The organism is Citromicrobium bathyomarinum, assembly GCA_001306305.2.
Classification (GTDB): Bacteria; Pseudomonadota; Alphaproteobacteria; order Sphingomonadales; family Sphingomonadaceae; genus Alteriqipengyuania; species Alteriqipengyuania bathyomarina.
The window spans coordinates 744,592-756,944 of the sequence record CP155577.1 but is presented as its reverse complement, the minus strand read 5'-3'; the positions used below and the strand labels follow the sequence as shown (position 1 = coordinate 756,944).

Below are 12,353 nucleotides of genomic sequence, written 5' to 3'. Positions count from 1 at the left end.
CAAACCTGACAGGGTTTGTAACTGGAGCCCGCCGGCGCCCCGGCTACCTTGCGAACTCCACTTCGCCGGGAGCTTCGTCCATGAGTATCGCCTTCGCCCTCGGGCTCGCCCTGTCGCCTGCCCTTGCCTTGCAGAGCCTGACCATCGTCGACGGGCCCAAGCCCGACACGAACGGCATGGCGGTCGACTATGGCAACGGCGTGTGCCGGGTCAGCCTGTTCGGCACAGATGGCGATGGCGAGCAGATCCGCGCCGAATTCTCGCGCCGGTTGCGCGACGGTAATCTGGGCGTGTCGCTCTACGGCCCGTTCATCCAGAAATTCCGCCAAGCCGATCCCGACGCTAACTACCCCGTCACGGTGGTGTTCGACACCGGCAGCAGCGCGCCCTCGCGCTCGGGCGGATACGATGTCGGCGGCTTTCAGGAATATGCCTGGGCCGGCTGGGGTCCGGGTGCGGCATCGGATGCCACCTACGCCGCATTGAAGGGGGCGAGCTCGTTTTCCGTCGAGATGGATGGGAACAGCTATGGCCCCTTCACCTGGACCGGTACGGGCGCGGTGTGGACCGCGCTGGACGATTGCGAGACCGATAATAGCTGATGCCGTCCCGGCTGGTCTCGTTCGTCCTTGCCCTGCTGCTGCTGTCGACTGGAGGGGTCGCAGCAGCGCAGGGCACCGATACCCAGGCCGCACGCGCGCAGTGGTGGTCCAGCCTTGAGGCATGCAGTTCGCAGAACCGCGCCGCATGCGACCAAGCAGTCGAGCTGGCCGCGCAGCTGTTCGAACGCACCGACCGCGATGTCGCAACCACCTGGATGAAGGCCTGCCTTGCCGGGGATCAGGACCGCTGCGAAATCGGCTATCGCCGGTTCAAGAACACGACTTTCGCGGAAGACCCGCACCCCATCTCCCACATGTTCGCGCGCGTTTCCTGCTTTGCGGGAATATCCGATCTGTGCCGTCCGTGGGACGATTTCGAAACCACCGATCCGGGCAAGCGCGCGCTGGTGATGGCCGACATGTGCATGCAGGGAGCCCTTCCCGACACGTGTTACCGCGCGCTGGCCTATTTCCGGAACGAGAAGGGCTTCTACAACGCGATCACCTACGACCTCGCCGAGACGCTGTGCGAGCGGTACGAATCGGGCAGCGCCTGCCGCGTCTGGGCGGAGGCGCTGGAGGCCAACTGGGATCATCGCCGCGCCTACCGGTTCCATCGCAAGGCGTGCGAAACGGGATTGCAGGAAAGCTGCCCCGACGCCGCGCGACTGAAGAAGCGCGTCGACTACGAGGATCGGCAGGCAGACGCCGCCCGGGAGGCGCAGATGCGGCGCGAGGCGGCTGCACAGCAGGCCAGCGCATGGCGATCGCAGGCCTATAACGCAGGCTACACCTCGCCCGGCACCTACCGCGCGCCGACCACACCCTTCGGCAGCTCGGCGCGCGATATCGCCAACTGGCAGCGGTACGAGAAGAACCTGTGCCTGGGCAATCCGGTCAACAAGTACTGCTGAGCGAGAGAGCTACGTCGCGAGCCCGAAAATGCCACCGGCGGGCACTGGCGCTAGATAAGCCCGGCGGTGAAGGCGATATAGAGCGCGTAACCGGCCACCAGAGCCAGACCTTCGATCCGCGAGAGTCGCGCGCCGGTCCATGCCAGCACCATCACCCCCAGCGAGACCGCGATTAGCAGCGGCAGATCGAAGCCGAGGATCGATTGGGGCACCGTCGTGGGCGCGATCGTTCCCGTGACCCCGCCGATGAACAACACGTTGTAGATGTTCGATCCCAGCACGTTGCCCAGCGCGACTTCGGACTGCTTGCGCAGCGCGGCCACCGCTGACGTCACCAGCTCGGGCAGCGAGGTGCCGACCGCCACGATGGTCAGGCCGACCAGCGTTTCCGACATGCCGAATTCTCTGGCGATGGTGACCGCCGCATTGACCAGCAGCGTGCCGCCCCCGACGATGCAGGCCAGCCCCGCGATCAGAAAGGCGAGCGACACGGCCCAGCCCGACTGACGCTGCGTCTGGGTACCGAGCGCGGGGTCGATATTCTCCAGCGCCGCAGCCTTGTCGAACGCGGCGCTGTGCGCGGCGGCGCGCTTTTCCTGCCGGTAGGCGAGCACGAGGTAGCCGACCATCAGCACGATCAGCGTCAGCCCGGCCACCCTGCCCAGCCCGGTGGTCAGGCCGAGTGCCAGCAGCGCGACCGCCGCCAGCACGCCGACACCGCCATCGCGCCACAGCGTGCCGCGCGCGACCGCTATCGGCGCGAGCAGCGCCGCCACGCCGAGGATCAGCATGCTGTTGGCGATGTTGGAGCCGACGATATTGCCCAGCGCAATTCCGGGCGAGCCTGCGAGGGCCGCCTGCACGCTCGCGGCGAGTTCGGGCATCGAAGTGCCCATGCCGACGATGGTCAGGCCGATCATCAGCGGCGATACGCCCAGCTTGCCCGCAATCGCGACTGCGCCGCGCACCAGCAGCTCGCCGCCCACCACCAGCAGGACGAGGCCCCCAATCAGGAGAAGAATCGTCATGGGAGGAAATCCAGCAGGACGCGCAGCCCACCCAGCAGGGCAGCTGCGGCGGTGGCCTTGGCTGCTCTGGCGTTGAGGATCTGCGCGCGGTTGAGGGCGACGACCAGCCGGTTGATATCGGCATAGTCGAAGGTTTCGTGCTTGCTGACCCGGCGCACGCGCTTCCCGCTCGCGCGTAGCCAGAACCACGCGGAGAGAACGGCCGCGATCACGATCGCCGCATCGAGGAGATAGACGATGGCCGGCATCATGCGGCACCCCCGCACCGCACGGGGCGAGGAGATTCGGTCATCAACGAAACGCGCATCGGGTGCGAAAAAGTCATGGGAACGGACCGGGTTGAGCTGCGGATAACATCTCGTTCCGACATCACGAGCGCGCAAAACGCACTCGCCAGAGGGGCCCGGTAACGTGGTGCTTTTATAATCCGCGGCGGTGCTCCGCGCAATCAATATCGATGCGCGAACAGCGCCTTGCGCCAAGCGGCGTGGCCCGCGGGCTGTTACTCCGCCGCTTCGCGCGGCAGGTCCTGCGCGGCCTCGCCGTCGGCAGGGGCACCTTCGCGGCGGTTGCGCCCGGCTTCGGGCAGATCCTTGCGGGCCATCATGTTGAGGTCCGCCGGGCCCAGAATGCGCCCGTCATGCGCCAGCATCGCGACCGGGCCGATCGGCATCCGGTCACGCTCGTCCACGATCACCGGGTCCATCCCGATACCTTCGACGCCGTATTTGAGGCCCCAGTGCCGCAGCGAAACCATCGCGGGCAGCAGGTCGAAGCCCTTTTCGGTCAGCGCATATTCGACCCGGCGGCGATCCTGTTCGTCCTGCACCCGGTCCAGAATGCCATGTTCGACCAGCCGGCTGAGGCGGTTGGACAGGATATTGCGGGCAATGCCCAGCTCGCTCAGGAATTCTTCGAAGTGGTGCACGCCGTTGAAGCTGGCGCGCAGGATCATGAAGCTCCAGCGTTCGCCCATCACCTCCAGCGCGGCGGGCAGCCCGCAGGCGCTCAGCTCCTTCAGCGGTTCGCGAACGTCTGTACCCATCGTCAACCTCTCCAAATGGCAGGCTTACCCCAAATGCGCGGGGTCACAAAATTGAAACTCGATTTTTAGTTGCAACCTGCAACCTAGTCAGATAGGTAGTGATTCGCAACCTAAAGCTACCGGCCAATTCTGCGGCCCGATTATCGCCAACAGGAGATCGAGATGACCAACCGCGTGAACCCCCTTCGCCAGCTTGCCATCGGCAGCGTTGCCGTGCTGACCACCGCGCTCACCTTCGGCGCCACGGTGACCCCCGCACCGGCCTACGCGCAGTCGGGTGCCTATTACCGCGCCACGCTGCAGCAGCCGGTCGAAAAGCGGACCGAGATCATCCGCGGCGGCACCTTCATCTGCTCGGGCACCGTATGCGTCGGCACCAAGGCCCGCTCGCGCCCCGAACTGGTGTGCAAGAAGCTGGCCGGCGAATTCGGCCCGATCGCAAGCTTCTCGGTCGCGGGCAAGGATGTGGACGAGGCGACCCTCGCCAGCTGCAAGACCGAAGAAGCCTGATCGAACGATCCACCTGCCGGTCGGCCTCCCAGACGACCGGCAAAGGAAAAGCCCTCCGGCCATTATGGCCTGGAGGGCTTTTTCATGGCGTCGCCAACCGACGCAACGAAGGGAGCGCGGGGCCCGGTGGCCCCACGCTCCGCTCGCGAAACTCTATCCGATGATAGCAGCCACCGGGGCGAATCAGCCCTGGCGCGCCTTCATCCGCTTGTTGGTCTTGTTGATCACATAGGTCCGGCCGCGACGACGGATCACGCGGTTATCGCGGTGACGGTTCTTGAGCGACTTGAGGCTGTTGCGAATCTTCATGGCACTACCCTGGAAAAATCATCGACCGAAAAAAATCGACTGCAAAAGAAACGGCACCGCAGAACAGCCTGCGATGCCGGCATCATTGCGGCGCTATCTAGTCACGAAGGCTCTAAAGTCAAGCATCGCGGTCGCGGGCACCTGCGCGGCCCAACGCCACGGGGCACGCTTTGCCCGGTCCATGCGTTACCGCCATGCCAGACCCGGTTTCGCGCCCGAATTCAAGCACTATCGCCAGAGGATGCACACCGCCATGACCGCCCGCCACAGGACATTCGCCCTTATCGCAGCGATCGCCGCGCTGCCGCTTTCCGCCTGCACCACCGCGCGCCCTGCCGGCCCGATCGAGGTGACCCGCTTCATCGCGCCCGATTCGCGCGCGCAGCTGGGCGACACCACGCTCAGGGTGGAAACCGCGCCCGGGTCAGAAGAGCAGGGCCTCGCGATGCTGCCTTACACGCAGGCCGTGGCGCGCGAGCTGAGCACGTTCGGCTATGCCGAGAACGCGCGGCCCGCAGCGCGGCAGCTCGCCAGCGTCAGTGTCGAGCGCGAACAGCTGACCGAAGGCGGGCGGAGCAGCCCGGTCTCGGTCGGCGCGGGCGGTTCGGCGGGCAGCTACGGCGGCGGAGTAGGGCTGGGCGTCGGCATCAATCTGGGCGGCGGCGCGGACGAGCGGGTGATCACCCGCCTCTCTGTCAGTCTTCGCGACGTGACAAGCGGCACCGTGTTGTGGGAAGGGCGCGCGCGACTCGACGCGCCGGTCGGCTCCCGTCTTGCGCAAAACGACGCAGCGGCAGCGGCTCTCGCCGAGGCGCTGTTCCGGGGCTTCCCCGGCAACAGCGGTGAAACCATCGAAGTGGAGGTCAATCCTTGAGCAATATCACCATCGACACAGGCTTCGACAGCGGCAGCATCGAGGTCATGACCGTGCACCAGGCGAGCGCGATGCTGCGTCTGAAGAACGATTACCAGAGCGAATTCAAGCAGTGGTTCCACTTCCGCGTCGCCAATACCGGCGGGCGCGAACTGGTGATCAAGATCGTCGGCCTGAACGACAGCGCCTATCCGGCGGGCTGGCCCGACTACAACGCCTGCGTCAGCGAAGACCGCGCCTTCTGGGGCCGCGCGCCCTCCACCTTCGACAAGGACGAGGAAGGCGGCACGCTGACGATCCGCTTCACCCCGACCTGCGATCTGGTGTGGTTCGCCTATTTCGCGCCGTTCTCGATGGAACGGCACCACGATCTGGTCGCCGAATGCGCCAGCACCGAAGGCGTGACCTACCGCAAGCTGGGCGAAACGCTCGACGGGCAGCCGCTCGACTGCCTCGAAATGGGCGAGGGCGAGACGCAGGTGTGGCTCTACGGCCGCCAGCACCCGGGCGAGAGCATGGCCGAATGGTGGATGGAAGGCGCGCTCGAAGTGCTCGGCAATCCGGCAGATACGCTGGGCCGCGCGCTGCGCGAGAAGTGCCGGTTCCACGTGGTGCCCAACTGCAACCCCGACGGCAGCCGCCGCGGCCACCTGCGGACCAATGCCAAGGGCGTGAACCTCAACCGCGAATGGGCCGAACCCACTGCGGAGAATTCGCCCGAAGTGCTCGCGATCCGCAATGCGATGGACGATACCGGGGTGCATTTCGCGATGGACGTCCACGGCGACGAGGCGATCGACGCCGTGTTCCTCGCCGGGTTCGAGGGCATCCCCAGCTGGAGCGACGAGCATGGCGAGCGATTCTATCGCTACCAGCGCATTCTCGAACGCCGCAGCCCCGATTTCCAGACCGCCAAGGGCTATCCCAAGTCCGGTCCGGGCAAGGCCAACCTGACGATCAGCACCAACCAGGTGGCGGAACGCTATGCCGCGACCGCGATGACCCTGGAAATGCCGTTCAAGGACAATGCCGACTATCCCGACGAACTGCAGGGATGGAGCCCCGAACGCTCCAAGCTGCTCGCCCGCGATTGCCTCGGCGCGCTGCTCGAATGGCTGGAGAGCGACGAGGGCTAAGGCCTAGCTTGCCCCTCCCCCTCAAGGGGGAGGTTGGGTGGGGGTGCACCCCGGGCCGATGTCTGGGCCCCCCACCCCCCGCCCCTCCCCATGGGGAAGGGAGTTGCGGTTAATCGAGGTGCGCGGGGCCGAAGCCGTGGGGCAACAGGTCCGACAGGCGCAGTTCCATCACCTCGTGCGCACCGACGCACAGGATCGCCGGGTCCGTGCCGCCCAGCTGGGCGATTTCGTTGAGCACCTGGCGGCACCGCCCGCACGGGGTGATCGGGGCATCGCCGCCCTTGCCCTTCGGGCCGGTCACCGCGAGCCGCTCCAGACCACCGCGCCGCCCTTCGGCCAGCGCCTTGGCGACCGCGACCGTCTCCGCGCACAGCGACAGGCCGTAGCTCGCGTTCTCGATATTGGTGCCGGTGATGATCGCCCCGTCGGCAAAGCGCAGCGCGGCGCCGACCGGATAGTCCGAATAGGGCGCATAGGCCGTGGCCGCCGCCTCGCGCGCTGCGGCAATCAGTTCGTCATCATTCACGGTCGCACCACCATCCATTCGATCGGCTCCTCGCTACCGGGGCCTACATAATTCTCGTTCGCGGTCCACAGCAGCCAGGGCCGCCCGCCGTAATCCGGCTCGAACCGCGTGCGCACCAGCCACAGGTTGCGCTCGATCCGCGCGGCGACGCCGTGCGCGGCCTCGAACTCGCGGCTCACCTTGAGGATCGCCGGCTTGCCCGCATGGGCCTCTATCTGGTTGGCAAGGATCGTCAGTTCGCTGCGCACCTGCCCGCTATCGACTGGATCGATGCAGTCTGCGCCGGGATCGCTCAGCTCGATCGCAGGCGGCAGCAGCGCGGGATCGCGCGGTACGATGGTGACGAAATTGGCCGACTGCCCGTCTGCCGGGACGCAGGGATCGAATCGGTGGACCGCACCGACCTCCAGCCCTGCCTTGCGCGCGGCGACCAGCGCGCGGGTGAATTCCGCCGACCGCTCGCCATCGCCCGCGCTGGCGGACAGATAGACGAAATCGGCGCCGCTGCCTTTCAGCACCTCGAAATTGACGCCCGCAGTGCCGCGCGAAAGGTCCACGCCCTGTTCGGGAAACGCGCTTTCCTCCGGCCGCCAGTGGCGCAGATCCTGATAAAGCCACACGGCGACGCCCACCGGCGCGGCGATCAGCAGCACCAGCAACGCCTTGAGCCATAGCGGGCGCTTCGTCTTGCGGGCCATCTTGCGCCTAGCCACGAATGTGCAGGACGCAGATCAGCGTGAACAGCCGCCGCGCAGTCGCGAAATCGGTCTCGACCTTGCCCTCCAGCCGCTCGACCAGCAGCTCGGCCGCGCGGTTGTGGACGCCGCGGCGGGCCATGTCGATCGTCTCGATCTCTGCCGGGGTCGCCTTGCGAATCGCCTGATAATAGCTGTCGCAGATCGCGAAATAGTCGCGGATCGGGCGGCGGAAGCGCGCCAGGCCCAGCAGGATCGTCTCCAGTTCGTCCCCACCCTCGGTCGTGACATCGAGCGCGAGCCGGTCGTCGCGCACCGACAGCGCGAGATGATAGGGGCCGTGCGCCCCGCGCTCCGCAGAACGGACCGGCTTGAAGGTGTTCTCCTCGATCAGATCGAAGATCGCCACCCGCCGCTCCTGCTCGACATCGGCATTGCGCCACAGGATCGTCGAGTCGTCGAGCGAGATGTTAGAGATGCGATAATCGGCCATGTCGTTACGGGTTGCCTTCGCAGACTATCGGGGCCTCGGGCAAGGCGCTTAACGCTTGTGCGCGATATTCACAGGGGGGCGAGGCATTTCTCCTGGGCGGATCGCTTGCGGGCCGCCGCCGCCTCGCACAAGAAGCGGGCAATGTCCGATAGCAGTCTGATCCTCGATTCCGCCCCCGCCAGTTCCGCAGGCGACGCCCCCGCCACCGCCGTTGGCGAGGAAGGCCGCTCGCTGCCCTCCAACGTGGAGGCCGAGGCCGCCTTCCTCGGCGCGGTGCTGATCGACAATTCGGTCTACGAGGAACTGCCCAACCCCCTGCGGCCCGAGCATTTCTTCGTCCCCGCGCACCGCCTGATCATGGAACGCGTGCTGACCATGATGGAGCGCGGCGCGACCGCGAGCCCGGTGACGCTCAAGCCCTATTTCGATGGTAACGAGCATCTCGAACCGCTCGGCGGGACGACCTATCTCGCGCGGCTGACCGCGGACGGTCACGGACTGCTCGCAACGCGCCAGCTGGCCGAACAGATCTACGACCTCGCGCTGCTGCGCGAACTGGTGACGGTGGGCCGCGCGCTGGTGGGCGGTGCGCTCGATACCTCGGAAACGGTCGAGCCGCTCAAGCAGATCGAGAAGGCCGAGGCCGCACTCTACGAGATTGCCGAGGGGACCAACATCGGCTCCGACGCGAGCACCTTCAAGGATGCCTCGATCGCGGCACTGAAGCTGGCGCAGAAGGCGATGAATTCGGATCGCGGCCTGTCTGGCCGGACCACCGGCCTCTCGACCATCGACGACAAGACCGCGGGTCTGCACAATTCCGACCTCGTGATCCTCGCCGGGCGTCCGGGCATGGGCAAGACCTCGCTCGCGACCAACATCGCGTTCAACACCGCGTACGAATATTTGAAGCAGATGCGTGACGGCGGGCCGGACAGCGGCGGTGCGCCGGTCGCGTTTTTCAGCCTCGAAATGAGCGCCGACCAGCTCGCCACGCGTATCCTTGCGGAACAGGCGGAGATCAGCTCGGAAAAGCTGCGTTCGGGCGATATCGGGCGCGATGAATTCACCCGGCTTTCCGAAGCGAGCCAGCGCCTCGCCGACCTGCCGCTCTATATCGACGACACCCCCGCGCTGACCATCGATGCGCTGCGCATGCGCGCGCGGCGGCTGAAGCGGAAGAACAAGATCGGCCTCGTCGTGGTCGACTACCTGCAGCTGCTGCAGGGCTCGGGCCGCGCCAACGACAACCGCGTGAACGAGATTTCGGAGATCAGCCGTGGCCTCAAGACCATGGCCAAGGAGCTGGAACTGCCGGTGATCGCGCTCTCGCAGCTCAGCCGTGCGGTGGAACAGCGCGAGGACAAGAAACCCCAGCTCGCCGACCTGCGCGAATCGGGCTCGATCGAGCAGGACGCCGACATGGTGTGGTTCATCTACCGCGCCGAATATTACCACAAGGCGCAGATGCCCAACGTGCCCGACGGCTCCGAATCGCCCGACGACGCGCAGAAATACCAGGACTGGATGGAGGAGCATCAGAAGCTGGTGAACAAGGCGCTGCTGATTGTCGCCAAGCAGCGTCACGGCTCCACCGGCAACGTGCCGCTGATCTTCCAGAGCGAATACACCAAGTTCAGCTCGCCCTCGTACCGCGACTATTCGGACTTCGGGGAAGAGTAGGGGCGAGGATCAGGCGCGGGGCCACGCACCGGATTCACGTTGAAAATCGCGGCGCAAGCCCCTATAGGTCACTTCGATCCCGAAATTTAAGTGCATGGAGTGCCTCCGCTTATGGCGCGCGTTACCGTTGAAGATTGCGTCGACAAGATTCCCAACCGCTTCGATCTCGTGCTGCTGGCCGCAGAGCGCGCGCGCGAAATCTCGGGCGGTGCGGAAATCACCCTCGACCGCGACCGCGACAAGAACCCGGTCGTCGCGCTGCGCGAAATTGCCGAGCAGACCGTGAAGCCCAAGGACCTGCAGGAAAGCATGGTCACCAACCTGCAGAAGATCCTGCCGGACGACGATGACGAGGTCGATGAAATCGGCTCGCTCAGCCAGTCGGCCGAAGCGCTGCGCGTGACCGCGGCGACCCCGGCCCGTTCGACCTCGGTCGGCGGCGACTACGAAGGCTGATCTGCCTTGGGCTGACACGCAGCCCTCCCGAACAGATTGAAGCGGGGCGGACCTCTCAGGAGGTGCCGCCCCGTTTTTCGTTTCGGGGCCTGTTCATCCAGACCATGCGAACCGGAGAGAACCCCGCTTTTGCGGGGAGCAAACTGATATATGTAATGAAGCTGCAACACGGCGCGCCTCTTCACCCGCGCGCAGAAGGAGACGGGCAGGCATGGCGGTCGTCGCGATCTACAGCGTGAAGGGCGGGGTCGGTAAAACCACTTTCGCCGCCAACCTGGCATGGTGCGCAGCGACCCATTCCAGCCGCCGGACGCTGCTGTGGGATCTGGATGCGGCGGGCGGCGCGGGCTTCCTGCTGGGCGTCGATCCGAAGAAGAAACGGCTCGCGACCAGCGTGATCAGCAAGGAGATCGATCCTGCCAAGCTGATCCGCAAGACCGGCTACCCCCGGCTCGACCTGCTGCCGGCGGACGAATCGATCCGTGCGATCGACGCGCAGCTGGCCGAGATCGGCAAGAAGAACCGGATCGCGAAGCTGACCGCCGACCTGATCAAGGATTACGACCGGCTGCTGCTCGATTGCCCGCCGGTGCTCAACGAACTCTCCAGCCAGATCGTGCGCGCTGCCGACCTCGTGATCGTGCCGATCCCGCCCTCGCCCCTGTCCGCCCGCGCGCTTGAGATCGTGCGCGAGGAAGTGGGGGCGGAGGGCAAGAAGGCCCCGCCGATCATGCCGGTATTCTCGATGGTTGATCGTCGCCGCACGCTTCACCGCGATGCGATCGCGGCCTCAGCGGACTGGGCGGTGATCCCCGCGTCGAGCGCGATCGAACAATGCGCGGCGCAGCAGGCCCCGGTCGGCGCCTTCGCCCCGCGCAGCCCGGGCGCGCGCGCGTTCAAGGCCCTGTGGACCAAGATCGAGCGAGCGCTCGCGAAGGGTTAGTCCCCGCTTCCGCGGCCGGTCTTTTCCTGCAGCGCATCGATGCGCAGCGACGCATCGGCCTTGCTCAGGCCGGGATCGAACGCCTCCGGCTCGCCAGCCTCTTCCGCCAGCGTTTTCAGATAGCTGGCCTGCGCGCCGGTCATCCGTTCATCGCCGGTGGTCCAGTTTTCGGGAGCCTTCTCGGCATTCGAGGTCGGCTCGGCCTTGGGGTGCTGGGTGATCTCTTCCACGGTACGTGTCTCCTTTCCTGTGCAACGAGCGACGTTCTCCATACGTTCCCGTTAGGCACGGTCGCACAGGCTGGCGTTGGGGAAGAGGCACGCTATGACGGCATCATGCCCGACGCCTCCCCTCCCGCAACCGAGCGAGCGCCGATGCTCGGCGGCCGTTTCGCCGACCCGCTGATCCGCGCGCTGGCGGTGTTCCTTGCCGGGATGGTGCTGCTGCTCGCGCTCGACCTGGTGAGCGAGCCGAGCGGCCGGGCGGGCGAGGATATCGCGATCGACCGGGCGCTGTCAGGCACCGATCAAGCATTGGCCACGGTGGTGGGCGACATCGGGGAAGAGACACCCGATGCTTCGGACGTGGACAGCGCGGAACGGCGCGAGCGGGCGCAGTCGGCGGCGTTCTTCGTCGAGCAGGCGAACCTCGCCTGGCGACGAGGCGAGATCGACCAGACGGACGCTGCCGAGCAGGATCGCGGCGCCTCCGCGCTGCTGACCTTCCTCGGCGAATTGTGGACGCTGGGCTGGCTGCTGCTGCCTCTGGGCGCGCTCTCCGCGCGGCTGACCTGCCCCGCCACGGGCATGCGCCACCCGCAATGGCCAGTGATCTTCGCGGGCGAAGCGCTGGGCGGCTCGGCCGCGTTTATCGCGCTCGCACTCGCGCTGCACCAGCTGGGGCTGCCGGCGCAATTCGTGCTCGCCCCGCTGGTCAGCGCGATGGTGGTCCTCAACGCATGGCGGCTGCGCGATCATGCGCGGCTCGACCGGGCGACCACGCTGCTGCGGCTTGCCCCCCTGCTGGTGCTGCTGACCGTGATCCTCATCGGCGCTCGGATCGTCCTCGTCAGGCTCGGCATGCTGGGCTGACGACTGCGCGCGTGACGGCTCGACGGGCGATGTGCTTGTGCTAGAGGC

The 12,353-nt window shown here is 66.3% G+C and carries 17 protein-coding genes; 9 read left to right on the top strand and 8 right to left on the bottom strand.

Features of this window, described 5'->3' with window-relative positions; all coding sequences use genetic code 11:
- The first annotated feature begins 80 nt into the window (after window positions 1–80).
- Window positions 81–602: a hypothetical protein gene (locus VO57_003885; protein XBL70494.1), complete on the top strand. Its 522-nt coding sequence runs from the start codon at window positions 81–83 to the stop codon at window positions 600–602.
- Window positions 602–1,516, top strand: a complete 915-nt coding sequence (locus tag VO57_003880) for a hypothetical protein (GenBank protein XBL70493.1) — start codon at window positions 602–604, stop codon at window positions 1,514–1,516. The genes VO57_003885 and VO57_003880 overlap by 1 nt, the downstream gene beginning before the upstream one ends.
- A gap of 50 nt (window positions 1,517–1,566) precedes the next feature.
- On the opposite strand, the gene VO57_003875 is transcribed toward VO57_003880, so the two are convergent.
- The 3 genes from VO57_003875 to VO57_003865 form a co-directional block, all read right to left on the bottom strand.
- Window positions 1,567–2,544: a calcium/sodium antiporter gene (locus tag VO57_003875; GenBank protein XBL70492.1), complete on the bottom strand. Its 978-nt coding sequence runs from the start codon at window positions 2,542–2,544 to the stop codon at window positions 1,567–1,569.
- Window positions 2,541–2,795, bottom strand: a complete 255-nt coding sequence (locus VO57_003870) for a hypothetical protein (protein XBL70491.1) — start codon at window positions 2,793–2,795, stop codon at window positions 2,541–2,543. Before VO57_003870 ends, VO57_003875 begins: the two co-directional genes overlap by 4 nt.
- Window positions 2,796–3,046: 251 nt before the next feature.
- The gene (locus tag VO57_003865; protein XBL70490.1) at window positions 3,047–3,589 is read right to left on the bottom strand and encodes a helix-turn-helix domain-containing protein; all 543 of its coding nucleotides are present in this window, start codon (window positions 3,587–3,589) and stop codon (window positions 3,047–3,049) included.
- Window positions 3,590–3,751: 162 nt separating this feature from the next.
- Here VO57_003865 and VO57_003860 point away from each other — a divergent pair, with 162 nt between their 5' ends.
- Window positions 3,752–4,099 (top strand): hypothetical protein, encoded by a 348-nt coding sequence (locus tag VO57_003860; GenBank protein ID XBL70489.1) that lies wholly within the window; start codon window positions 3,752–3,754, stop codon window positions 4,097–4,099.
- A 183-nt stretch (window positions 4,100–4,282) separates the two neighbouring features.
- Here VO57_003860 and ykgO read toward each other — a convergent pair whose 3' ends face one another.
- Window positions 4,283–4,408 carry a type B 50S ribosomal protein L36 gene (gene ykgO / locus VO57_003855; protein XBL70488.1) on the bottom strand — a complete coding sequence of 42 codons (126 nt, stop codon included), beginning with the start codon at window positions 4,406–4,408 and terminating at the stop codon, window positions 4,283–4,285.
- 253 nt (window positions 4,409–4,661) lie between these two features.
- Between ykgO and VO57_003850 the strand changes: the two genes are divergently transcribed.
- Together VO57_003850 and VO57_003845 are read left to right on the top strand one after the other, a co-directional pair.
- Complete coding sequence (locus VO57_003850) at window positions 4,662–5,282, top strand: hypothetical protein (GenBank protein XBL70487.1); 621 nt, start codon at window positions 4,662–4,664, stop codon at window positions 5,280–5,282.
- Complete coding sequence (locus tag VO57_003845; protein ID XBL70486.1) at window positions 5,279–6,418, top strand: M14-type cytosolic carboxypeptidase; 1,140 nt, start codon at window positions 5,279–5,281, stop codon at window positions 6,416–6,418. Before VO57_003850 ends, VO57_003845 begins: the two co-directional genes overlap by 4 nt.
- 109 nt (window positions 6,419–6,527) lie before the next feature.
- Here the strand turns inward: VO57_003845 and VO57_003840 are convergent, their stop codons facing one another.
- From VO57_003840 to VO57_003830, 3 genes are read right to left on the bottom strand one after another with little or no spacing between them, the layout of a single operon-like run.
- Window positions 6,528–6,962, bottom strand: a complete 435-nt coding sequence (locus tag VO57_003840; protein ID XBL70485.1) for a cytidine deaminase — start codon at window positions 6,960–6,962, stop codon at window positions 6,528–6,530.
- Window positions 6,941–7,642, bottom strand: coding sequence for a glycoside hydrolase family 25 protein (locus VO57_003835; GenBank protein ID XBL70484.1), 702 nt, complete (start codon window positions 7,640–7,642; stop codon window positions 6,941–6,943). The genes VO57_003840 and VO57_003835 overlap by 22 nt, the downstream gene beginning before the upstream one ends.
- Before the next feature lie 7 nt (window positions 7,643–7,649).
- Complete coding sequence (locus VO57_003830) at window positions 7,650–8,132, bottom strand: UPF0262 family protein (GenBank protein ID XBL70483.1); 483 nt, start codon at window positions 8,130–8,132, stop codon at window positions 7,650–7,652.
- A gap of 141 nt (window positions 8,133–8,273) precedes the next feature.
- Between VO57_003830 and VO57_003825 the strand changes: the two genes are divergently transcribed.
- The 3 genes from VO57_003825 to VO57_003815 all read left to right on the top strand — a co-directional run bounded on the left by VO57_003825 (window position 8,274) and on the right by VO57_003815 (window position 11,214).
- Window positions 8,274–9,815, top strand: coding sequence for a replicative DNA helicase (locus tag VO57_003825; protein XBL70482.1), 1,542 nt, complete (start codon window positions 8,274–8,276; stop codon window positions 9,813–9,815).
- Between the two features lie 111 nt (window positions 9,816–9,926).
- Entirely contained in the window at window positions 9,927–10,271 is a 345-nt protein-coding gene (gene rpoZ, locus VO57_003820; protein ID XBL70481.1) for a DNA-directed RNA polymerase subunit omega, read from the top strand.
- Window positions 10,272–10,482: 211 nt separating this feature from the next.
- The gene (locus tag VO57_003815; protein ID XBL70480.1) at window positions 10,483–11,214 is read left to right on the top strand and encodes a ParA family protein; all 732 of its coding nucleotides are present in this window, start codon (window positions 10,483–10,485) and stop codon (window positions 11,212–11,214) included.
- Here the strand turns inward: VO57_003815 and VO57_003810 are convergent.
- Entirely contained in the window at window positions 11,211–11,444 is a 234-nt protein-coding gene (locus VO57_003810; GenBank protein ID XBL70479.1) for a DUF3072 domain-containing protein, read from the bottom strand. The two genes, VO57_003815 and VO57_003810, sit on opposite strands and share 4 nt — an antisense overlap.
- 105 nt (window positions 11,445–11,549) lie before the next feature.
- Between VO57_003810 and VO57_003805 the strand changes: the two genes are divergently transcribed.
- On the top strand, window positions 11,550–12,305 hold the full coding sequence (locus VO57_003805; protein ID XBL70478.1) for a hypothetical protein: 756 nt from the start codon (window positions 11,550–11,552) through the stop codon (window positions 12,303–12,305).
- Window positions 12,306–12,353: the final 48 nt, after the last annotated feature.

Bases quoted from the DNA above. Each gene is read 5' to 3' on its own strand.
- VO57_003885 (XBL70494.1), top strand. From the start codon at position 81: ATGAGTATCGCCTTCGCCCTCGGGCTCGCCCTGTCGCCTGCCCTTGCC.
- VO57_003880 (XBL70493.1), top strand. From the start codon at position 602: ATGCCGTCCCGGCTGGTCTCGTTCGTCCTTGCCCTGCTGCTGCTGTCG.
- VO57_003875 (XBL70492.1), bottom strand. From the start codon at position 2,544: ATGACGATTCTTCTCCTGATTGGGGGCCTCGTCCTGCTGGTGGTGGGC.
- VO57_003870 (XBL70491.1), bottom strand. From the start codon at position 2,795: ATGATGCCGGCCATCGTCTATCTCCTCGATGCGGCGATCGTGATCGCG.
- VO57_003865 (XBL70490.1), bottom strand. From the start codon at position 3,589: ATGGGTACAGACGTTCGCGAACCGCTGAAGGAGCTGAGCGCCTGCGGG.
- VO57_003860 (XBL70489.1), top strand. From the start codon at position 3,752: ATGACCAACCGCGTGAACCCCCTTCGCCAGCTTGCCATCGGCAGCGTT.
- ykgO (XBL70488.1), bottom strand. From the start codon at position 4,408: ATGAAGATTCGCAACAGCCTCAAGTCGCTCAAGAACCGTCACCGCGAT.
- VO57_003850 (XBL70487.1), top strand. From the start codon at position 4,662: ATGACCGCCCGCCACAGGACATTCGCCCTTATCGCAGCGATCGCCGCG.
- VO57_003840 (XBL70485.1), bottom strand. From the start codon at position 6,962: ATGGATGGTGGTGCGACCGTGAATGATGACGAACTGATTGCCGCAGCG.
- VO57_003835 (XBL70484.1), bottom strand. From the start codon at position 7,642: ATGGCCCGCAAGACGAAGCGCCCGCTATGGCTCAAGGCGTTGCTGGTG.
- VO57_003830 (XBL70483.1), bottom strand. From the start codon at position 8,132: ATGGCCGATTATCGCATCTCTAACATCTCGCTCGACGACTCGACGATC.
- VO57_003825 (XBL70482.1), top strand. From the start codon at position 8,274: ATGTCCGATAGCAGTCTGATCCTCGATTCCGCCCCCGCCAGTTCCGCA.
- rpoZ (XBL70481.1), top strand. From the start codon at position 9,927: ATGGCGCGCGTTACCGTTGAAGATTGCGTCGACAAGATTCCCAACCGC.
- VO57_003815 (XBL70480.1), top strand. From the start codon at position 10,483: ATGGCGGTCGTCGCGATCTACAGCGTGAAGGGCGGGGTCGGTAAAACC.
- VO57_003805 (XBL70478.1), top strand. From the start codon at position 11,550: ATGCCCGACGCCTCCCCTCCCGCAACCGAGCGAGCGCCGATGCTCGGC.